Genomic DNA, 20981 nt, shown 5'->3' with positions numbered 1-20981 from the left:
TTCCGTCCAGGGACGGTGTTACCTTTCAAAGATCCATCTGAATCATCATGCCAGCGTTATCAGGTTTTTTCAATGTCGCAACCAAAGGGGGAACCATGGGTAAATTGATCAAAGAAGAAGATGAAAAAGGGAGACTCCATATTGATACCCCGATGATGGGAGAGTCCCTGGTCAGTAAAACATTCCTCAAGAAGACCGAATCCAGCGAATATTTTCGCATGCACCCGGATGTCAATGTCTTGAAGATCGGGGGGCAGAGCATCATGGACCGGGGAGGCAAGGCCGTTTTTCCCATCATTGATGAATTGATCAAGCTCAAGGAAGAGTATAAGATTCTGCTCATGACAGGGGGAGGAACCCGGGCGCGTCATGTCTACAATATCGGTGTGGACCTTGGTATGCCCACCGGTATTCTTTCCAAGCTTGGGGACAAGGTCTCCTGGCAGAATGCAGAGATGCTTGCCGCCCTTCTGGCAAAGCATGGCGGGGTTAAGATCGGCCACGGTGATCACCTGGAACAGCTGACCATGTTCTGCCGGCAGGGATATCTGCCAATCACCTACGGCATTCCTCCCTATGGTTTTTTTGAACATCCGGCAGAGTTCGGATCCATTCCTCCCCATCGGACAGACTGTGGAGCCTTTTTGCTGGCCGAGAACATCGGTGCCCGCTCGCTGATCTACCTCAAGGATGAAAAGGGATTGTACGGCAAGGACCCCAAAAAGGCCGAGGATCTTGAAAAACTGATGTTCTACGACAGGATTTCGGTTGATGAACTCCTGGCACTTGACCTTGACGATCTTATCATTGAACGCCCGATTCTAACCTTTATGAAGCGGGCTAAATGTCTTAAAGAGTTCCAGATCATTGATGCCCTCAACCACCCCGAATACATCGGTGCAGCCCTCAAGGGTGAACATGTGGGCACTATCATCTACAAATAGTCGCACCTGTGATCCCCCCGGCTTGTAAAAGGGCCGGGGGGATTTTTATTTTCCAGAACCGTCTTTTTTGCCGCTGTCATGGGTGGGAAGATAAACAACATCCGCCCCCGTGTCGCCGGCAATCTGTGTAAGTTCGTTTCTGCGGATATGCTTTACATAAAGTTTGATATCTCCACCGCTCACGCCCACCACACGGAATCTGGGCTTTTTTTCCCCTTCTTCTACTTTACGTCGTTCCCTGACAAAAATTTTTGCCATGACCTGCCTCCCTTGGTTGCTGTTTTTGGGGGGATATACTACTATGGTGCAGTATGTCTAATAAATATTATATGTCCTTGTAGGATATATGTCAAGGAAGGGATTTATGAAAGACAAGGAAAAAAAGAGTACGCTGTCCGGACGTCAGGAGCGATATATTCAGCCGTCTATCCTCATGGGCCTTCTCTCAAAACCCTGCTATGGGTATGAGTTGATAAACACGATTCACCTTTACGGGTTTGTCGAGGGGCAGGCCCCTCCGGGAATGATTTATCGCCACCTTCGCCGGCTGGAGGAAGACGGACTTGTGGTCTCTGAATGGGATACCACTGAGGCTGGGGCTGCCAAGCGAATGTACACCATTACCCATGAGGGACGGGAGGTGCTTGCCATCTGGGTAGACTATATGGCGGCCCAGGCTGAAAAGCTTCAGCGATTTGTGGCCATGTATGGAAAAAACCAGAAGTAAATTCCGTTGGTTTTAGTTGTTTCCCATTGGGTGCTTCTTTAATTTACAGATAAGATTGACACATTGTACGGAAGGATTTATAAAAACCGTTTGTCGGAAAAACAGTGGTGGCACTGTCGGGTTTTTAAATTTTAAGCGGGAGAAGGTGTGTGAAGGTACTGGTTTGTGTTGATGATACAGATAATCTTGAGAGCATGGGAACGGGAAAGCTCTCCCAGATCATGGCTGAAAAAATAGAGTGCAAACGATGGGGAAGCTGTTCCGCAGTTTCCAGGCATCAACTCTTTGTGCATGAGGATATCCCCTACACCTCCCATAACAGTTCCATGTGCTTTTGCATCGATTTCAGCGCAGATCTGGAGGGATTGATCGATTTTGGAGCAGGCTTTCTTGAAGAGCGATCTGCAACCGGTTCCGATCCCGGATTCTGCGTGGTTCCCCTTGACCGGGACCTTGACTGGGGGCAGTTGATTGATTTTGGAAAAAGGGCAAAAACAGAGGTGTTGTCAAAGCGTCTTGCCTACGATCTTGCAAAGGATATAGGGGTTCATCTTTCCGAACATGGCGGTACCGGGGACGGTGTGGTGGGTGCCCTGGCCGGCATAGGGCTGAGGCTTTCCGGCAATGATGGCCGATTCCGGGGATGGAACCATTTCGGGGCCATGGGAACCGTATCAACGGTGCAGACCCTGTGTTCAGAGGGCTACGTTGACGGGGTTCAAACCGTTGACGGGGTTGATCTGGATTCCGCAACCCGGATATTGATGGGAGCAGACAAGGTAAAGACCATGCTCTCATTCAACCGACGGGTGGTCCTAGTGGACCGGATCGCTTCTGCCGAAGGCGACGGCAGCGTCCATTGGCGAACATTGACCAAGCCGGAGATCCGGGAATACTGAACATCCAGCTGCTGTTTAACGCTGTCCTGGATATCTTCAAGCCGTTTTTATTTGATGAAATCATGGGCAATGGTAAGCTCCCAACCCCCCACCAACCGACCTGGGGGGTGTTTCTTCGCCCAATGCGGCCCCATGAAAATCCACGCTTGCATCCAGGTTTATCCAAACTTTTGACGAAAAAAAACCCCCTCATCTTGTTTGCTGTATCAGAGCCTATCCCTTAATCGACCTGCTAACTTTTTAAGAATTGGCCGTATCCCACCATTTTTGACAATGCCACTACTGCCCGGTCCGGGGTGGGATAAAAGAGACCTTTATAAATACCATCACCCACCGGATATATGGTGCGGTCTTTTTCTTCATCGTAGAGGGTAACACCGAAGATCGGCTTTTGGTATCGTTCAATCAGCCCCACCAGATCCGCAATATATTTTTCTTCCGATTTAAGCGCCGTTTCCAGTAAAAAGTCTTGTTCCTGGGTGGAAATTGCCCCCCGGGTGCTGGCGGCTGAGATCACCCGCTTGATGAAAAATTTCTTTCCCAGAATACCCAGGTTGATCACGGCGTCGCATCCATCCCATTTGAGCAGCTCCTCCAGTATCAGGGTCGGGGTTTCCAGGCCCAGGGTGCCAACAATATCGACGGGGTTTCCACGGCTCCAGAAATCGGGCAGCAACCCATCAATCGTCTGGATGATGCCGGGTGTTAAGCAGGGGACCTCCAGGCCTGAATTGCTGCACAGATCTGCTGTCAGAACCCCCCATCCTCCGCCCAGGGTCAAAATGGCGACCCGGTTTCCCTTGGGAACTGGTTGCGAGGCAAAAGCGGCCACCACATCCAGAAGGGTTCTTGATTTTGAAACTTGGACAATTCCTGCCTGACGGCATGCGGCATTAAAGACACGTGAGTCTGATGCAATGGCTCCGGTGTGGCTTGTGGCGGCCTTTCTGCCTGCATCGCTCTGTCCGCCCTTGAGTAGAACGATGGGTTTTTTACGACTGACCCTCAGGGCTGAATCAAAGAAACGACGTCCGTCTTTGATACTTTCGATATATAGCATGACAATTCGGGTCAGGGGGTCCATTTCAAATGCATCCAGATAGTCGGGAATGGTAACCATGGCTTCATTGCCTGATCCGCAAAATCCACGGATGCCAATACACTGCTGTTCTGCAAAGGCCAGGAATTGGAGTCCCATATTACCAGACTGGCACACCAGGGCTGTGGAGCCAGCCCGGGGTGTTACCGGGAACGGCAGGCAGGTTAAACCGATGTGGGGATTGCAAAGCCCCATGGTATTGGGACCGATGACCAGAATGCCCGCCTCTGAAGCCTCCTTGATCAGGGTTTTTTCCAGATCGAGCCCGGATTCTCCAATTTCCCTGAAACCTGAGGTGATGAGCAGCATGTTTTTTATCCCCTTGGCCTTGAACTGGGGAATTAAATCCAGCACCCGGGCCGCAGGGATGGTAACGACTGCCAGGTCAACCGGACCTGGAATATCCGTGACTTTTGGATAGCCCGTTTGGTCAAAGAGGGTGGCACCAGTGGGATTGACCATATAAACCTTTCCCTTGTAATCCCAGGACAAGGTGCTCAAAGGAAGCAGATAACCCCATTTGCCAAAGGTTGAAGAGGCCCCGACAAAGGCAATGGATTCGGGGTAAAAGAATCGATTGATCCGGCGGTAATCCACGGGTGATGTTATCCCGGTGTTTTTTTCTTTTTCCCGGAAACAGACCAGTGCATCCACTGCGGTAATTCTGCCTGTGGCATCTGCAATCAGTGGGTTGATGTCTATTTCTGCAATGTCGGGTTTTTCCATGGCCAGCCGGGATAATCCCATGAGGATATCTTTTATTGAATTCCGGTCAACCCCTGCCTCGCCCCTGAATCTTCCCAGCATGGCCTGGGCATTTATTTCGTTGAGCATCTCCCCGGCATCAATCAGACTGAGGGGGGCCAGACGAAGGGAGACATCATGTACCGCCTCTGTAAAGACTCCTCCCAGTCCGAACATGACAACCGGTCCGAACAGTTGATCTCGAAACATGCCTGCCACAAATTCCCTTTGTCCGGTCAGGCAGGGCTGAATCAGCAGTCCTTCAAGCTCCGAACCTGCCTCGGTCATGATCGAAGTTGCCGCCATTCTAACGCTTTCGGCATCGCACAGGTTCAAGTGAACCAGTCCCCGTTCGGTTTTATGCTGGAGGGTGGTTCCATATCCTTTTAGTACCACTGGATATCCCATCTTCTGGGCCGCTGCCAGGGCAGTTTCAATATCACTGGCTGTCATTTCCATGACCATGGGTACACCATATGATTTTAAAAGTTGTTTTGCATCCCTTTCATTCAACGTTTGAGGATCCTGTGTTTTTGTTTTTTCAAGTAAGTTCTGTTTCTTCATAGATTCAACTCCTGTTTTTTTAGGGTATATTTTCTTATACCTGACATCCATTCTGTTTAAGTACTTGCCGAACCTTCATTTTCAGCCTGGGGTCTAATTTCTCAAATAGAATATTCAGCTATCTATCAGCAAATTGTGTACCGAAACCTTTATTAAAAAACAGGGGTTTTAACTGTCTAAAATAATGAGATGAAATGGTTTTAAAGTTCGAAGGGCAAGCCTTTTTTCGTGATGTCCGTGCCTGTCAGATGCTTTTACATAGTGGAAAAAAGGCTGAATGAAATCAGTTTCAGTTTGCTGTTGGCCTGGACAGGTCTTTTGCCCCCATGATTCCATGGCTTTGGGTAAGTTGCCAAAAACAAAAAATTCGCCATTGCCTTAGGTTATAACCATAAATTTGCAGGCAATGAAGATTAAGGATTGATAATTCCCTCCCAAATGTTTATGATCCCTGCAATCTTCGGGACTGTTTCCTGATAAATGGTTTCGATAAATTTTAAACTCAAACAGTGAGACAGGACATAACACCTAAATTATACAGACAAATGTTGCCTTCTGCATTTTTTAAATGTTTCATCTGTGTCTTTTCTTTTATGGTCATCACCGTGCAGGGCTCCCAGGCAACCGATTTCGAAGGTCGGACTGCTTCGTCATTGTCCTCCCTTAATCTCACTGCCCGCCAGTTTGAACAAAAAGTTAAAAAATATCTTGGAATTCCCTATCTACGGGGGGGGACATCCAGAAAAGGCATGGATTGCTCAAGCTTTGTCAGGACGGTTTATAGCAAGTTCTTTGGTATTAACCTGCCCTACACCGCCGGTGCTCAATTTGATTCTTCTAAGTTTAAAAAAATCAGTACCCATGAGATACAACCGGGTGATTTGATCTTTTTTGCCACGAACAAGAGAAAGAGGATCAGCCATGTTGGCATGTACGTCTCGGACGGTCAGTTTATTCATGCCTCCAGCAGTCTGGGAATAACCATGTCAAGCCTGGATGATCGTTACTGGAAAAAACGTTTTGTGGGGTCCAAGCGTCACAAGGCCTTGAATATTTTTCAACCCGATTTTGATCAATACCAGCTTGAAGGCAGTCTGACTATCCCTGTCAATCAAAACGGAGAGATCCAAATCCTTGCCGGGAATGATTTCCGTTTCAACAACCTTGCACTGGAAAATGATTTTAACCCCGTTGATGACACAGCCTTTGAAAGCCATGATGTAAATGTGCTTTTATTGCCCTTTTATGAAATTGACTATGGCCATACCTTGTTCGATGGTTTAGATATGCATTTGAGCGCCATACATGAAAAATTTGACCTGCTGACCACCAATTCCCAGACCCCTGGGGCTCTGCCTGATACCGCAGAACGCATGGGGATTAAATTGTCCGGTGATTTTTGGCCTGGTAATGGGTTCAACATCAAACCATCCATTACCTATTTTGATTATTCCAAAGAAAACGAGACGCTTTTGAATGTTCCTGAATGGTCATTCGGGCTCAATACTCTTTTGTCCCCGATTCATAAACAATGGGCGTTGTACATGCAGTTGGAGTATTCAAAAGGTGAAGAGTTGGCCAGTAACACCTCCTCCCACAGCGCTTTCAGTTCGATGGATATGGAGATCAAACTGCGGATCAATCTAAGGGATAATCTGGAGTTTTCCATCACAGGTCAGCATGATATACAAAATTCAGCAGATGAGGCTTCGGATGATTCCTTGTTGATGCAATCCGGAAGCAGCAATGTGTTAATGATGTTCAATTGTTTTTATTAACATGTGAACATTAAAATCTTTCTGTTTACAAGGAGAATCCCCATGGCATGCACCATTGATAAAATTAAGATCGACAAAACCATTGAATTCCACGGCCACTCATGTCCGGGGCTTGCCATAGGCATCCGTGTGTCAGAGCTTGCCATGGAACGGCTTGACATCAGTGAATGTATATCTCCGGTGTGCGTTGCCGAGACGGACATGTGCGCCCTTGATGCCGTTCAGTTTCTCACCGGATGCACCTATGGCAAGGGAAATCTGGTGCACAAAGATTATGGCAAGGCCGCATTTACCTTTTTTGACAGGAGCAGCCAGAGGGGATTTCGGGCCGTGCTGGTCAATCGACCCAATGTAACAGATGGAGCCGCAAGAAAGGATGCCATTGAAATGATCATGGCAGCCGACCTTGATGAGCTGTTCAGGGTGCAGGAGATTAATACGCCCCCCGTGAAACCGGCCAGGATACTTGAGAGCATCCAGTGTGAGGCCTGTGGTGAGATGGTCATGGAGTCGCGGATACGCCGCTTTGCCGGCAGGAATCTGTGTATTCCCTGTTTTACCGGTCAGGAACAGAAGATCTGATACCACTCGGATACCGATCCCAAGGCGTTGAAAAATTAAATGTCCTTTCCAATGTTCGGCATGAGTGTCCAGGAGATAAACCAGCCGTTTTCGTCCTTATCCAGGCAGACAATTCCCGAGTTCTGGAATTTGAATATCCGTTTTTCAGGGTTTCCTGCCACAAGATAGCCCACAAGCCGTTCCATGAACGGCAGATGGCCGACCACCATGCTGTTTTCCTTTGTATCAAGGGTGATTGCAAAGGTTTCCACATCGTCCATGGGATCAATTCCGTCAATCTCTTCGATTCCCCGTTCCGGCGTTAAAAACTGGGCAAAGATTCTTGCTGTTTCAAAGGCCCGTTCCTTGCGGCTGTGGCGGATGATCGATACAGGGACCCTGTAACCCTCGGCCACCTGGGCGATTCGCCGTGTGTCAGCCCTTCCCAAGTCCGATAGCCGCTGTTTTGAATCCTCCGCTTTGGAGCGGCTTTTTCCGTGCTGTATCAGGTAAAGTGCCATGGAAAATCTCCCTTAATTAAAAGATGTTGAAATACTCGCTGTTACTGTTACCACCTGCTTCCACTCTTTTCAACGAAAAAGGACGTTGAAAAAAGATCCTTTTCAGCGTATTTAAAACTTTTACCCCATCCAAAGAGGAGACAAATATGAAAGGCCCATTTTACGCAGATTTGCACAACCATACCACTGCTTCTGACGGAGATTATTCGCCACAGGACCTTGTTGCTGCAGCTAAAAAGGCGGGTCTGTCGGCCCTGGGAGTGACCGATCACGACACCATTGACGCCGTCGGGGAGGCCATTGTGGCAGGAGACCGCCATGGGCTGGAGGTCGTTCCCGGGGTGGAGATCTCGGTCCGGTTCAAGCGTCCGTTTTTTACAGGGACCCTGCATCTTCTGTGTTATTTTTCAAAAAACCTGGTGGCGGATTCAACCTTCCAGCAAATTATTTCAGACACCCTTGCCAACGGCCGGGGGCCGTTGCTTGTGGCCCAGCGGGTCAGGGAGATCAATCGGTTTTTCGGCCCCCAGGGCAGCACTCCCATGCTCGAGCGTGCCCTTACATGCGAAGAGATTGCCCGTTTTGCTAAAAATGCGTCAAGGCGACATTTTGCCCTGGCTTTGAGTGAAAATCACGGCATTCGATCCCCGGAACAGGTGAATGCAATCATCGGAAATCACAGCCCGGCCTATCTTCCTTCGGGGATTGACCTTGACACTGTAACCGGTTTTGTCAGACAATTTCCCATGCTCAGTGTGCTTGCCCACCCTGCTGCAGGATCCTTTCCAGGTAAAGGCCATTACAGGGAGGTGCTGCCGCCCTTGGAGATTGTGGAACAGCTTTTGCCGGAATTCCTGGCTGCGGGGCTTGGGGGGATTGAAATCGATTATCCAGGCCATATTCCGGCACACCGGGACATTCTCAGGACCTGGGCAAAAAAATACAACCTGGTTGTTACGGGCGGGTCTGACTGCCATGATGCCGTGGCTCGACCCATCGGGGTTTGCGGCATTTCCCGGGAGGCGTTTGAGACGTTCAAAGACCACATTCCCATGAAGGGAAATCTGTAATGCTGCTTGAAATAAATGGGCTGGTAAAACGCTATAAGAACATCACGGCTGTTGACGGGATTTCTTTTTCCATTGAGGAGGGGATCTGTTTCGGGCTCCTGGGGCAGAACGGGGCCGGTAAAACCACCACTGTGGAAATGCTCGAGGATATCATCACGCCAACCCGGGGCACCATTCTCTTTAAGGGACGAGAGAGGGATCGAAATTTTCGCGAAAAAATAGGTATCCAGTTTCAGCATACAGAGCTTTTGTCATTTCTAACGGTGGACGATACCCTCAGAACCTTTGGCCGGTTTTATAAAAATTCTCTTCCCATGGAAGAGGTGAGACGACTGTGTATGCTTGAAGCCATTGGAAAACAGATGAACGACCGGATATCCGGTGGACAGAAGCAGCGACTTCTTCTTGGACTTGCCCTGATAAATGACCCGGATCTTCTTTTTCTTGACGAACCTTCCACAGGTCTTGATCCCCTGGCCCGCCAGCATATGTGGAAAATCATCCGGGGGGTGAAGGCCCAGGGTAAATCCATCGTTTTGACAACCCATTACATGGAAGAGGCTCAAACCCTGTGCGACGACATTATCATCATGGACCAGGGCCGCATAATTGCCCAGGGATCTCCTGAAACCCTCATGGCCCAGCATTGCAAGGATGACGGTGAGCCTCGAAATCTTGAGACTGTGTTTTTAAATCTCACCGGACGACACCTCAGGGCATAAGGGACTCAGAAATTAATAATTCCTCAATCTTGCTTGTCTTTCAGCTCGTCTTCTGCGTTGCATCAAAGGGCACATATTTCAATATGCTCCCTTTGATACGCCTTGAATACGAGCTGAAATTCTGCACCATCTTTGTGGAATTATTTACATCTGAGCCCCTAAATGGAAAAATCAATGGAATCTGGATCAAGACCCCAGGCGTTTATTGATCCATTGGTTGATCTTTTCTGTCTGTTCCATTATCCTGGAATGGCGTTATTTAAATCTTAAATCAGGAGATCTGCAAATGATTGTTGGAATTTTACGGGAGATCAAAGTTGCTGAGAAAAGAGTGGCCATGACCCCTGCAGGGGTTGTTGCCATGGCTGAAAACGGGCACACGGTCCTGGTGGAAAAAGAGGCGGGTGTTGGCAGCGGATACCCTGATGCCGCATATTTAGAAGCCGGCGCAACCCTGGTTGACACCCCTGCCGAGATATATAAGGCCTCGGATCTGGTCATGCATGTCAAAGAGCCCCAACCCTCCGAGTACGATATCATCCGGGAAGATCAGATCGTGTTTACCTATCTCCACCTTGCCGCTGATGAACCCCAGACAAAGGCACTTGTGAAGAGCAAGGCGGTCTGCATTGCCTATGAGACCATTGAAAAGAAAAACGGATCCCTTCCCCTGCTCGTTCCAATGAGCGAGGTTGCCGGCCGCATGTCGGTCCAGGAAGCGGCAAAGTACCTGGAAATGCCCGAAGGCGGAATGGGGATTCTCCTGGGTGGGGTCACCGGTGTCGAGCCTGCCACGGTAGTTGTTCTCGGCGGTGGCATTGTCGGCCTCAATGCCGCTAAAATGGCCTGCGGCCTGGGTGCAAAGGTTTATATCCTTGATACCAACCTTGAACGTTTGAGGTATCTGGATGATATTATGCCTGCCAATTGTTTCCCGGTGATGTCAAACCCTGCTGTTCTAAGGGATCTTGTCCTCAGGGCCGATGTTGTCATCGGTGCGGTTCTGATTGCCGGTGCAAAAGCGCCCAAACTGCTGACCCGGGATATGCTCAAGGAGATGAAAAACGGTTCGGTCATTGTGGATGTCGCCATTGACCAGGGCGGTTGTTTTGAAACATCCAGACCCACCACCCATGCGGATCCAACCTTTGTCATTGACGGCGTCACCCACTATTGTGTTGCCAACATGCCAGGAGCCGTTGCAAGGACCTCTACCCTTGCCCTGACCAATGCAACCCTTCCCTATGCCCTTGCCATCGCCAACAAGGGCTGGAAACGAGCAATGCAGGAGAGCGATGAGATCAAGCTCGGGGCCAATGTTGTCAAAGGCAACATTACCTTTAAGGCGGTGGCCGATGCCTTTGGAATGGCCTACACACCGGTGGAAACATTCCTATAGCTATGAACCTGAAACGAATGTGGGCAGTGTTTGTCTCGAGAAACTACGAGTTCTTAAGGGACAGGGCCGCCTTTGGCTGGAACTTTCTCTTTCCCTTTCTCATTGTGGCGGGCTTTGTCGTGGTGTTCGGCAACGATAACCGTGCCCAGTTCAAGGTGGGCGTATTTCCAGTTGTCCCGGACACGGCTGTTGAAAGCCTTGACCTGCCCCATCGGTTCAAGCAGACAAAGTACCTGGATCTGGTCTGCTTTGACGATTTTGACCAGGGAATGGACAGGCTGAGCCACCACAAGATCGACATCCTCATCAAAAACGCATCCCGGCCCTGGCAATACTGGGTCAGCGACACCTCTCCCAAGGGGTATGTGGTGGAGAAAATTTTCAGGGAGAGCACCATAGCGCCTGAAGCTGTTGACGCCCTTGTCAGGAAAGAGGCGATAACCACGGTCCAGATCCGCTATATTGACTGGCTGTTTCCCGGAATTCTCGGGATGAACATGATGTTTTCGGCCCTTTACGGGGTGGGGTTTGTCATTGTCCGATATCGGAAAAACGGTGTGCTCAAGCGCCTCAAGGCGACCCCGGTGACTGCCCTTGAGTATCTGACGGCCCAGATGCTCTCCAGGGTGTTTCTCCTTCTTTTCACCGTTGCCATTGTCTGGGCGGGGTGCGATTTTGCCTTCGCCTTTCACACCCAGGGGTCTGTAGCGGATGCGGCCGTTGTCTTTGTCATGGGCAGTATTGCCCTGACATCCATGGGGCTTTTAGTGGCCGCAAGGGGCACCAGTGAAGAGGTGGCCAACGGAGTCATAAACTTCATTTCCTGGCCCATGATGTTTTTGTCCGAGGTGTGGTTCTCCATGGAGGGTGCCCCCCACTGGATACAGACTGTGGCCAGTTTTCTGCCGTTGACAAGGATGCTTGCCGCCCTTCGAGAAATTCTGAACGACGGGGCCACCCTTGCCCAGGTGACACCGGATCTCCTGTTCCTTGGCGCTGTCAGCCTGGTCTGTCTTTTGGTGGCCTCCTGGCTTTTTTCATGGACCCGGTGACAGCACAAGGGTTTCCATGGCCGACGGGGTGTTGAGGTCGGGGGTGTCCAGGACTTGGTCAAACAAAACGTCCATGATCTGTCCCACCTTCGGCCCCGGGTTAAGGTTTAAAAGCGCCATGATGCGGTTTCCGTTAATGGCGAGGTCCGCCCCCATTTTCCCCTCATTAATACAGCATGAACCAAGAAGATAATTTTCATGATGACCATACCCTATAGGTTTGATCATGTTCACCGGTGTTTATTTCTTTGATTAAACGGGAGTCATTTATGATGTTGCACCTTATACTGGTTCCCATAGGGCCTGCTATTGGTGATATCTCCCTCGGATTGGAAGAGGTGTCTCTTGTAATGCATGATAACGCACCGCTATCGAATATGTATTGACAAACTACCACATTGTGGTATTTTTTAATAAAAAGACAATCATCACTCAGCGCACACCTCTTTACACTATGCTTTTGGTTTGTAACTGTTTACATCCCATTGTCTAAAACTTTTAAATTTGATTGCATCGAACAGTTTCATGATGGCGCAATTTGAGATGAAGATAGCGTGGTTCTTTAACTGTTTTTTATATGAAACACTCGCCAAAGCATTGCAAACAGAGGCGTTTCATTGTTCGTTGTGGCCAGAGCAGATATCATGCTCCGGCCATGCCGGTTTATATGAAACACTTGCCAAAGCATTGTCAATGACGGCGTTTCAAAATTCGTTGAGGCCGGAGCCATACCTCGCTCCGGCCGTGCCGGTTATATAAAATGTTGTCATTACATTTGTACCTGATTGTAGAATTCTAATTTATAAGATTTTCTCACTGCCTCTGTAGTTCAAAATTGGCATGGTTCTTCCTGTAAAACCTCACAAAGGTGATGATCAACAGTTTTCACAATAACCATTTAGATCTTACCAAGTTTATTTTTTTTGTCGTCAACGGTTCTTTGAAAAATGTACCCAAAGCACAATCATCTGGATCAAATAGTCGAATTATCTGAAATATAAATTTTTATGCACGAGCCATTGATAATTCTGAGGAGGGAAAATGATTAAAAAAAATAATATAGTATCGGATAAACATATCAGTATTAAAGAAATAAAATCCATCCGCACCCTTAAAGGTCTGGATGAAATGCAATTAAAGAGCCTGGAGGCCACAGGGATACAGACTGTGCTGGACTTGGCTACCTCAGTCATATTCAGGACAGCCACGACATTATTACGGTTGTCTCAAAATCCTCAAAGTGACGCATCAAATATTGCATTTCTCCTTGACCCAAATTATACTAATCGGCCTTTAAATGACTGTATGCAGTGGCCGGTCTCTTCCATCAAAGGCGTTGGCAAGGTTCAGCAGGAGGCCATGGAAAAAGCCGGTATGCTGACCGTGGCAGATCTGGCACAATTTCCAGGATATCATGAAGCCACAAAAATTCTGGGGTATTACCGGCGGGATGAAGATCCAGACACAGTCTTTTTTGAACCGCCGTCTGCACCACAGTCTCTGCTGCCGGACATTGTGGGTGCCACTGATTCATCTGCCCGGTTTTCTCATTTTGTGACCGAGCGGGACATCCGGGATGCACTGATTCTCGTGGATAATCAGTGCGGTCCCATATCCCCTGTCAGCAGAATTTTTACTGAAAATCACTGCCCGCTGATTTCTCTGGGATACGTGTCCATGCTCCGTCAGACCTGGACCAATGTCGGAACCAGTCTGGGGGAAGTGGTTCACAGCCTGGCCCTGGCGCCGGGAGAATCCCGAAATATTGTCACCATTGACTGGAAACGGACCCACCTGAGTGTCAGGGATGAAAAAACCAAAGTCACGGAACAGGTCAACAGCGTACAGGTCCACAAGCGGGCGCTGGACGAAGTTGTCCGCACTGTGGCGGAAGAACACCAGGCCGGGTCCACCCAGACCGCTGCCGCCAATGCAGCAACTGCTGGATCATTTGTAGCCGCAGGTGCTGTTGTCGGTGGTATTGGCGGCGGTGTCGCCGGTGCCGTCACCGGATTGGTGGCGGGAAATGTTGCCAATGTGGCCGGGGGTACCCCCACTATTGCCGGTGCCGGCGTTGGGGCCGCTGTGGGCGCCGGTGCTGGAGCGATTGCCGGCAGTGTGATTGGTACCGGCGCCGTTGCCCTGGGTTCCATAGAATCAGATTCCAGTGGCAATCGTGAAATTATTGGAAAAAACCAGCAGCGAATCACCCAGGCAACCCAGCAGAAATCATCAGCCATCCGGTCTTTATGGTCCAGTATCGTACTTGAAAATCAAGAAGCTGAGCAAAGCCATGTGGTCACGACAACGGTGACCAACTATAATCACATGCATGCCCTCACTGTTCAATACTATGAAGTAATGCAGCATTATTGCGTGACCATGTCGTTAGATGATATTGAACCGCTGTTGTTTTTACCGTTCAAACCCCTGTCTTTTGGGTTGGAGGACATCGAACAGTTCTGGCCTATCCTCCGGGACGCGGTGGAGGATGATTTTTTGGTGAGCCGCCTGGACGAGGCCTTTGGGCTGGACGGGTTTATTGTACCACCCGTCACCCCGTTTGACCCGGATGCTGCCATTTCAGACCGAATCACCCTGGAAATACAGGACCGGGACTGGAATCCCAGTTTTCCCATGGAACCCAAAATCATCAAAAAAAATGGAACCAGAGTCGCCTTGTCCATCATCAACAGCAGTATCCGCACCCTGCGTGTGAATGGTCAGAATGTGGTTCAACTCAGATACCGCACCTATGAAGACATTCAAATTGCTGATATTGAAAAAGTGGTTGTCGAAAGACTGGCCGCAGCAGTTGACAGCCGGATAACCGTTCGTATCCGCACAAAAATAAAAGAAACCATCAACGGGGAACTGATCACGGCAGTGACCCCCTTTCAATCTCTGGGAACAAAAACAATTCCCAGTTTTTCTCCCGGCGGTAAACCAGCGGCAGAATTCAACTGGCGGATTGCCGACAACCTGAATGATGTGTTTGAGGATTTTAAGGAGATGATTCGTGAGCAGCAGAATGCTCTGCTCCAGATTACCACCATTGTACAGCGTCAGCCTTATTTTTATACCAAGGTACTCCTGCAATCTTTGGAGGCCGGTGAACTCATCGACGTATTAAGCAGCCTGAAACTGAAAATTAACGACAGTGAAATCCATCTGAACGACCTGGTTCATGTTGTCCCGGTGGGAATTACAGCCAACAGCATGGTGTTTAAAATGAAGAATGCTGCAGCATTGGTGCTGCAGGGAAAATCTGATCCATTCCGCGATATGAAGCTCTACGCCAAGGAGCTGGCAACCTTTTTGGCCCGCCAGGTGAATTTGTTCAAAACCGAGTCTGAAGTTTTCCTGCCGACCTCTGGATTGTTTGCTGAAGCCATTCTTGGCCGGTCCAACAGTGCCGAAATCCTGGATTCTTCTCGATTTACCGACTGGGCTGATAATCCTATTCCCCACACGGCACCATTGATTCAACCTGTGGATGCCGATCAGATACGGCATGTGGATCAGGATGTGTCTCCGACATTGCCGCCCGCTACCATCAACTTGGTCAATCCGGTCAGTTTTCCAGATCCCTCCCTGGGTAAAGCCTTGGATGCGATCCAAAATGGAAATATATTCCGGGATATGTCCAAATCAGACCAACTGGTTTCGGTGCTTGGAGATCTGACCCAATTGTCCGGCCGACTCGGGGAGGCATCGTCCAAATTAACCGGTGATGCCGCCACCGAGGCCTTAAAGTCTGCCACTCAAACGGCTGCGCTTGTGGAAAGCTTGAGCAAGGCCCTGTTAAACAGTATTCCCCAGGACTTGAAAAGTGCCTCGGCCAAGCCGCCGGCCACAGCATCGGAAAAAGGGGCCGCTGCTAATTTTTTCAAAGACTTGATAAAATCCGGTAATGCACCGGTAAGCGAACGTGAATTGCTGGAATCCGCTGCCCGGGCACTGGGTGTGCCATTGTCTGGGGACCCCCTGGCCAATCCGGTCACCTTTGCCGGTACCAGTGGCGATTTTTTTCCCCCGTCACCCGGCTTAGGTGGATTTTCCCCGGATGGATTCTCCATTAATGACTTCCTGGCCGGTGGAGATGTTCGAGAGGGTCTTATCTTTCCCGACCAGAGCAATCGCGTGGATAAAATTCTATTATCCAATTTTGATATTAACCAAAGTGATCTAACCGAAGATCACAAAATGGCTTTGGATCTATTGGCAAAGATTATGGACAATGATCTGGATATTCGCATTCTTGCCTTTGAAGGAAGGGCCAGCAGCACAGGCGATGATGAAAACAACATCACCTTATCCCACAACCGAGCCAAAACAGTGAAAGACTATTTATCGGTCAAGGGGGTGAGTGATGAGCGCCTGGGCTTGGTGAACGGGTATGGCAGTGCATTGTCCTTGTCCAATACCCCCAACCAGGAAAATCGTATTGACCGCAGTGTTGTGATTTCCTACCAGTGGAAGCTTGCTGCTGTTTCTGAACCACAACCATCGGTAGATCCATCGGCATCCCGCTTTTGGGCGATCTCCTTGAGTTTCTCAGCCGGTGGTGGATTTGTTATTGGCGGCAGCGTTTTCATCGGCACTCTGCGAAATCTGACAACCAATAAAATCCGTGCCATTTATATTTTTGTGGGTGGATTGGATGGAGCCCTGGGAGTCCCCTTTAATGCAACTGGATCTGCGGATTCAACCGGGGAAGTTTCTTTTACCACCCGGCAGCCGCTGACATTCGAGTCATTCGATGCCACGCTGGTCTCTGTGTTTGGGTATCAGGTCGGCATTTTTGCCGGTGTCACCCAGACCCGGATCCGATTCCCCATGATTGACAGTGATGAACCAGGCAAAACCGTAACCGTGGATATCCCTGGTGTAGGTATCGGACAAATACAGTCTGCTTCTGCTATTGCACAACTAGGCGTTTTAAATGTTCAAGATAATTAAAATGGAAGGGCTGGATTGAATCGGTGGGAACAAGGTAATGGCTTGAGTAGAACTATTATTCACAGCCACCTTGTTTCACCCGGTTCATTTTCCTGTTGATCGTTGTTACGGATGGAATTTTATCTGTGGAATTCCCCTTTATTTTAACCAATCTCCTGTGTCTACGTTCGATCATGTCCAGGCGGTTTTTGTTCTTTTATAAAAAGGGAGACTTATTTATGAAATTGAGCCTAATTACAATCTACTTTGCTTGAATGCCAACATTAATGGCTCTTTAAACCATCGCCTCGAGCAACCTAGTTGATTTTGTTATCGCCTCCTTTCCGGGCTGATAATTCCAGGTCCTTTTATCAATGTCAGGGCTGATTTCATTGCCTCTCAAGGTTTATTGTTTGATTTTGATGTGCTACCAGGGTATTATGCATTTTAACGAGGTTCTTTTTTCTTTTTCATTTCTTGGTAATACCATCGAATCTTTCCCTTCTTTCCTGTTGCTTTATATCGCAACCAGAATGGTCTACTCCAGCTTGATGGAAATTTTTACCTGTTACGCCGGGACGAAGGCAAAGCTGGCAGGACAGCAAGGGTAGGGTTGCAATAAGTTGATACACTGAGGTCTCAACTCTTCAGCAGGGAAAAATGCTATGTGGCTCATCTGTCGTCATTGGTTCAAGAAACTTTTCATGCCGGGCCGCCTGCTGCAAGAAAAACATGTTGCCTTTCGTAAGGTCTTGCAACTCGACAGTCTGTCGCTTGATTTTCTTGCCGATCTGGAATCCCATCTTCTGGGACAAGACCCGGCTGATGATTTTCGGATTAATAACCTCTGCGACCAGGCCATCGAGGCGGTTGGAGCCATGGCAGAACATCTTTATGCCATGAATCCTCCTGCCTATGGAAAATTGCTTGAACGGCACGCCGAATTAACCACAGAAATTAAAGGGATGATGGGCCAGGTTGAGACTCAATCCTCTCCTCCTTATATCCTCCCACTGCAACAGGCTGCCGATTATCCGGAAATTGCTGGTGGTAAGGCCGCCAATCTGTCTGCCGCTGAACGGGCAGGAGTAATTATTCCAAGCGGTTTTGTCATTACCGCCAATGCCTTCCACCGCTTTATTTGTGACAACAAATTAGAAAATGAGCTGATCAGACAATTGCGACAGGTCCATGCCGACGATAATGATACGATTATTCGTATCACCGGAGAGTTACAGGCGCTTATTCTTGGTTGTGAAGTTCCAGCCGATATTTCAGACCACATAGAACAAAGTGTCGAGTCGTTAATGCCTGCTGATCGACTGGCGGTTCGCTCCAGTGCACTGGCGGAAGACGGTCTGGTCTCCTTTGCCGGCCAATACGCCAGTGAACTTGACGTCCCAGCCTCAAAAGTCATTGCCGCATATAAAAGAGTCATTGCCGGAAAATATTGTCCCCGGGCTGTAACATACCGAATCCGCCACGGATTAAGTGATACAGATACCGCCATGGCCGTACTTGTCGTGCCGATGATCCAGCCACAAACCTCTGGGGTGATGTACACACTCGATCCTGGGACCCCGGCGAGGAAAGATTCTCTTGGTGTATATGCCGTGGCAGGTCTGGCAGAAGGTCTTGTGGATGGATCACGAACTCCTGAAAGATATCATCTCCCCCGGGAAGATAGCCTGATTTCTCCACAAATATTGTCTGCCCATGACGACTCTTTGTTAAACACAACACAATTGCAGCAACTTAGAACTTGGGGATTACAACTTGAGACATATTTCGGCTATCCCCAGGACATTGAATGGACCCTCGATAATGACGGTTTAACAGTTCTACAATGTCGCCGCCTGCACCAGAAAAAAGATCCTCATCCGGCGATTGTGCCGGCTGTAGATCTTACCAGGGTTCTTTACAGCAATCTGCATTGCGCGTCGGCTGGAATTTCCTGTGGCCCTGTTTTTTTTGCACCCACCGGTAAAACCTTCCGCAATATCCCCCCTGGTTCTGTTGTTCTCACCCCAACCCTTCGTTCGTCCCTGTCGCAGTTCCTCGATAGGGTCGTCGGTGTAATTGCCGCCAACGGCAGTCGGGCCAGTCATTTTTCCTCAGTAGCCAGAGAGAGGGGCATCCCGGTATTGGTCGGGGGCGAGGTCGAACTGGCAGCAGGTCAGGTTGTAACCGTGGATGCCGTTTCCGGGAGGATATTTAACGGCTGTGTCAATACTGTTTTACAAAATGGAAAACTGCATTTCAATAAAGATTTTCCAGCAGAAAAATATGTGAAACTTGCCGCCCGCACCACCCACCTCAGTCTCACCAATCCCGATGGAGACACCTTCACCCCGGCCCAATGCCATTCCTTGCATGATATGGTCCGGTTTTGTCATGAAAAGAGTGTTTGGGAGATGTTCCATCTGGTTGGAAAAAAAGGGAGAGGTTTAGGTAAAGCACGAAAACTTGTTACTGATCTGCCCCTGGTTATCTATATCCTCGATCTTGAAAAGCGTACATCTGTTAAAGCACCCGCTCGGCTGACTTTGGCAGAAATATCCAGTGTGCCCATGCAATCGTACTGGCAGGGAATGTCGGATTCGAGGATCTTTTGGGATAACAGCCAGCATCATGTTGACTGGGGGGCGTTTGATCAGATCAGTGGAGGCATTTTTTTCCTTGATACAAAACTATTAGCCAGCTACGCCATCGTGTCCCGGGATTACCTGCATCTGAACATTCGTTTCGGGTATCATTTTTCCATCGTGGACGCAATCTGCGGTGAGCAGGCCAGCACAAACTATTTGAATTTCCGCTTCAAAGGTGGGGGGGCTGCCCACCGGCAAAAACTTTTCCGCCTGGAATTCATTGATAAAGTCCTCACCGCCTTTGGTTTTGAAACCGCCAGTCGGGGTGATATGCTTGATGCTGCTTTTGCACGGGCCTCCCAATCAGAAACCAAACTCGCCCTTACCCGACTCGGCATGCTCCTTGCCGCCACCAGATTGATGGATATGCGTTTAACCAAAACCTCCCAGGTAACTGAAGAGGTTGAAAAATTTTTGATTCTTGCCAAAGAAACCAAATCGTTTTGATTCTTAAACGAGGCATTTTATTCTGAACCAAAACCTTCGATAAATTTAACTCCAGCCATATAACTCGGTATCGAATATAGCGGCCCCCCCACAACAGGGCAAAAATTCCCCTGATGGTCCCGGGCCAGTCCCATTACCCGCCGGGGGCGGCATAATACTATTTTCATTATTCGTTGTGGCCGTGAGCAGATTCCCGGCGAATGTTTTTAACTTTCGATAGCACCAGAGCGAATGCCCTTAAGATACTTCATACAAAACGGGTCTTTACCTAAAAGCATATCTGCGGTGCGTATGGTTGCCATGATTTTTTTATCCAGAGGATCAATAATCGCTGAGTCCATTCCCGCATCCATCATTAAAGTGACAAAGGTCCGGTTAATTATGTGGCGCTGGGGCAGTCCGTAGGAAATGTTGGACAGGCCGCCGGTAATATGGACGTCGGGAAATTCGGCCTTGATCGCTCGAACCGCATCCAATACCATGGTTCCTTTGTTTGCATCCGTGGAGATGGGCTGAACCAGGGGGTTCACATAGATGTGCACAGTCGAGATGCCGATTTTATTCAGTTCAACTACCAGGTTTTTGGCGCGGCCTAGGATATCCCCGGCGGATTCGGGCATTCCGGTATCATCCATGCAGAGGGCAATGACACAGCAGTCTTTGTCGTTAAGAAAAGGCATCATGGCGTTAAATCGCTCTTTTTCCAGGGAGATGGAGTTGATCATGGGGGGCCTATCCACCATGGAAAATGCCATTTCAAGGATGGCTGGATCTGGACTGTCCAAGGCTAATGGTATCGTACAAACGGGTTGTATTGTGTCAAGAAGCCAGTGCATATCTGCTTGCTTGTGGCCGATGCGGGCAC

The 20981-nt window shown here is 49.0% G+C and carries 17 protein-coding genes; 12 read left to right on the top strand and 5 right to left on the bottom strand.

What is annotated here, in order from left to right; genetic code table 11:
• The first annotated feature begins 95 nt into the window (after positions 1-95).
• Positions 96-944: an amino acid kinase family protein gene (locus tag HRM2_RS22825; RefSeq protein WP_015906390.1), complete on the top strand. Its 849-nt coding sequence runs from the start codon at positions 96-98 to the stop codon at positions 942-944.
• A 45-nt stretch (positions 945-989) separates the two neighbouring features.
• Here the strand turns inward: HRM2_RS22825 and HRM2_RS22820 are convergent, their stop codons facing one another.
• Positions 990-1202 carry a hypothetical protein gene (locus tag HRM2_RS22820; protein WP_015906389.1) on the bottom strand — a complete coding sequence of 71 codons (213 nt, stop codon included), beginning with the start codon at positions 1200-1202 and terminating at the stop codon, positions 990-992.
• A 106-nt stretch (positions 1203-1308) separates the two neighbouring features.
• Between HRM2_RS22820 and HRM2_RS22815 the strand changes: the two genes are divergently transcribed.
• Positions 1309-1671 carry a PadR family transcriptional regulator gene (locus tag HRM2_RS22815; protein ID WP_015906388.1) on the top strand — a complete coding sequence of 121 codons (363 nt, stop codon included), beginning with the start codon at positions 1309-1311 and terminating at the stop codon, positions 1669-1671.
• A gap of 149 nt (positions 1672-1820) precedes the next feature.
• Entirely contained in the window at positions 1821-2570 is a 750-nt protein-coding gene (locus HRM2_RS22810; RefSeq protein ID WP_015906387.1) for a hypothetical protein, read from the top strand.
• 232 nt (positions 2571-2802) lie between these two features.
• On the opposite strand, the gene HRM2_RS22800 is transcribed toward HRM2_RS22810, so the two are convergent.
• Positions 2803-4977, bottom strand: a complete 2175-nt coding sequence (locus HRM2_RS22800; RefSeq protein WP_015906386.1) for an acetate--CoA ligase family protein — start codon at positions 4975-4977, stop codon at positions 2803-2805.
• Between the two features lie 593 nt (positions 4978-5570).
• Here HRM2_RS22800 and HRM2_RS25665 point away from each other — a divergent pair.
• Together HRM2_RS25665 and HRM2_RS22790 are read left to right on the top strand one after the other, a co-directional pair.
• Positions 5571-6755, top strand: a complete 1185-nt coding sequence (locus HRM2_RS25665) for a C40 family peptidase (protein WP_187149305.1) — start codon at positions 5571-5573, stop codon at positions 6753-6755.
• A 42-nt stretch (positions 6756-6797) separates the two neighbouring features.
• Entirely contained in the window at positions 6798-7337 is a 540-nt protein-coding gene (locus HRM2_RS22790; RefSeq protein ID WP_015906383.1) for an FmdE family protein, read from the top strand.
• A 35-nt stretch (positions 7338-7372) separates the two neighbouring features.
• On the opposite strand, the gene sixA is transcribed toward HRM2_RS22790, so the two are convergent.
• On the bottom strand, positions 7373-7837 hold the full coding sequence (gene sixA, locus HRM2_RS22785; protein ID WP_015906382.1) for a phosphohistidine phosphatase SixA: 465 nt from the start codon (positions 7835-7837) through the stop codon (positions 7373-7375).
• Positions 7838-7983: 146 nt separating this feature from the next.
• On the opposite strand from sixA, the gene HRM2_RS22780 reads away from it, so the two are divergent.
• The 4 genes from HRM2_RS22780 (at position 7984) to HRM2_RS22760 (ending at position 12080) form a co-directional block, all read left to right on the top strand.
• Positions 7984-8907 (top strand): PHP domain-containing protein, encoded by a 924-nt coding sequence (locus HRM2_RS22780; protein ID WP_015906381.1) that lies wholly within the window; start codon positions 7984-7986, stop codon positions 8905-8907.
• Positions 8907-9629 carry an ABC transporter ATP-binding protein gene (locus HRM2_RS22775; protein WP_015906380.1) on the top strand — a complete coding sequence of 241 codons (723 nt, stop codon included), beginning with the start codon at positions 8907-8909 and terminating at the stop codon, positions 9627-9629. Before HRM2_RS22780 ends, HRM2_RS22775 begins: the two co-directional genes overlap by 1 nt.
• Before the next feature lie 286 nt (positions 9630-9915).
• Positions 9916-11028 (top strand): alanine dehydrogenase, encoded by a 1113-nt coding sequence (ald, locus tag HRM2_RS22765; protein ID WP_015906379.1) that lies wholly within the window; start codon positions 9916-9918, stop codon positions 11026-11028.
• Positions 11029-11030: 2 nt separating this feature from the next.
• A complete protein-coding gene (locus tag HRM2_RS22760) occupies positions 11031-12080 on the top strand; it encodes an ABC transporter permease (protein WP_015906378.1) in 1050 nt (349 codons plus the stop codon).
• Here HRM2_RS22760 and HRM2_RS26760 read toward each other — a convergent pair.
• A complete protein-coding gene (locus HRM2_RS26760; protein WP_187149304.1) occupies positions 12066-12236 on the bottom strand; it encodes a hypothetical protein in 171 nt (56 codons plus the stop codon). The genes HRM2_RS22760 and HRM2_RS26760 overlap by 15 nt on opposite strands.
• Positions 12237-12605: 369 nt before the next feature.
• On the opposite strand from HRM2_RS26760, the gene HRM2_RS27960 reads away from it, so the two are divergent.
• From HRM2_RS27960 to HRM2_RS22730, 3 genes are all read left to right on the top strand, one after another.
• Complete coding sequence (locus HRM2_RS27960; protein WP_232364128.1) at positions 12606-12839, top strand: hypothetical protein; 234 nt, start codon at positions 12606-12608, stop codon at positions 12837-12839.
• 282 nt (positions 12840-13121) lie between these two features.
• A complete protein-coding gene (locus HRM2_RS22740; protein WP_015906376.1) occupies positions 13122-17042 on the top strand; it encodes an OmpA family protein in 3921 nt (1306 codons plus the stop codon).
• 644 nt (positions 17043-17686) lie between these two features.
• Complete coding sequence (locus tag HRM2_RS22730) at positions 17687-20116, top strand: PEP/pyruvate-binding domain-containing protein (protein WP_015906375.1); 2430 nt, start codon at positions 17687-17689, stop codon at positions 20114-20116.
• A gap of 206 nt (positions 20117-20322) precedes the next feature.
• Here HRM2_RS22730 and HRM2_RS22725 read toward each other — a convergent pair whose 3' ends face one another.
• Complete coding sequence (locus HRM2_RS22725; RefSeq protein ID WP_408605321.1) at positions 20323-20901, bottom strand: dihydropteroate synthase; 579 nt, start codon at positions 20899-20901, stop codon at positions 20323-20325.
• Positions 20902-20981 lie beyond the last annotated feature (80 nt).

The organism is Desulforapulum autotrophicum HRM2 (assembly GCF_000020365.1).
GTDB classification, from domain to species: Bacteria; Desulfobacterota; Desulfobacteria; order Desulfobacterales; family Desulfobacteraceae; genus Desulforapulum; species Desulforapulum autotrophicum.
This window is presented reverse-complemented; position numbering and strand designations above follow the sequence as displayed.

What these genes read in the sequence shown, in the direction of transcription:
- HRM2_RS22825 (WP_015906390.1), top strand. Translation starts at nt 96, where the DNA reads ATGGGTAAATTGATCAAAGAAGAAGATGAAAAAGGGAGACTCCATATT.
- HRM2_RS22820 (WP_015906389.1), bottom strand. Translation starts at nt 1,202, where the DNA reads ATGGCAAAAATTTTTGTCAGGGAACGACGTAAAGTAGAAGAAGGGGAA.
- HRM2_RS22815 (WP_015906388.1), top strand. Translation starts at nt 1,309, where the DNA reads ATGAAAGACAAGGAAAAAAAGAGTACGCTGTCCGGACGTCAGGAGCGA.
- HRM2_RS22800 (WP_015906386.1), bottom strand. Translation starts at nt 4,977, where the DNA reads ATGAAGAAACAGAACTTACTTGAAAAAACAAAAACACAGGATCCTCAA.
- HRM2_RS25665 (WP_187149305.1), top strand. Translation starts at nt 5,571, where the DNA reads ATGGTCATCACCGTGCAGGGCTCCCAGGCAACCGATTTCGAAGGTCGG.
- HRM2_RS22790 (WP_015906383.1), top strand. Translation starts at nt 6,798, where the DNA reads ATGGCATGCACCATTGATAAAATTAAGATCGACAAAACCATTGAATTC.
- sixA (WP_015906382.1), bottom strand. Translation starts at nt 7,837, where the DNA reads ATGGCACTTTACCTGATACAGCACGGAAAAAGCCGCTCCAAAGCGGAG.
- HRM2_RS22780 (WP_015906381.1), top strand. Translation starts at nt 7,984, where the DNA reads ATGAAAGGCCCATTTTACGCAGATTTGCACAACCATACCACTGCTTCT.
- HRM2_RS22775 (WP_015906380.1), top strand. Translation starts at nt 8,907, where the DNA reads ATGCTGCTTGAAATAAATGGGCTGGTAAAACGCTATAAGAACATCACG.
- ald (WP_015906379.1), top strand. Translation starts at nt 9,916, where the DNA reads ATGATTGTTGGAATTTTACGGGAGATCAAAGTTGCTGAGAAAAGAGTG.
- HRM2_RS22760 (WP_015906378.1), top strand. Translation starts at nt 11,031, where the DNA reads ATGAACCTGAAACGAATGTGGGCAGTGTTTGTCTCGAGAAACTACGAG.
- HRM2_RS26760 (WP_187149304.1), bottom strand. Translation starts at nt 12,236, where the DNA reads ATGGGGGCGGACCTCGCCATTAACGGAAACCGCATCATGGCGCTTTTA.
- HRM2_RS27960 (WP_232364128.1), top strand. Translation starts at nt 12,606, where the DNA reads ATGATGGCGCAATTTGAGATGAAGATAGCGTGGTTCTTTAACTGTTTT.
- HRM2_RS22740 (WP_015906376.1), top strand. Translation starts at nt 13,122, where the DNA reads ATGATTAAAAAAAATAATATAGTATCGGATAAACATATCAGTATTAAA.
- HRM2_RS22730 (WP_015906375.1), top strand. Translation starts at nt 17,687, where the DNA reads ATGTGGCTCATCTGTCGTCATTGGTTCAAGAAACTTTTCATGCCGGGC.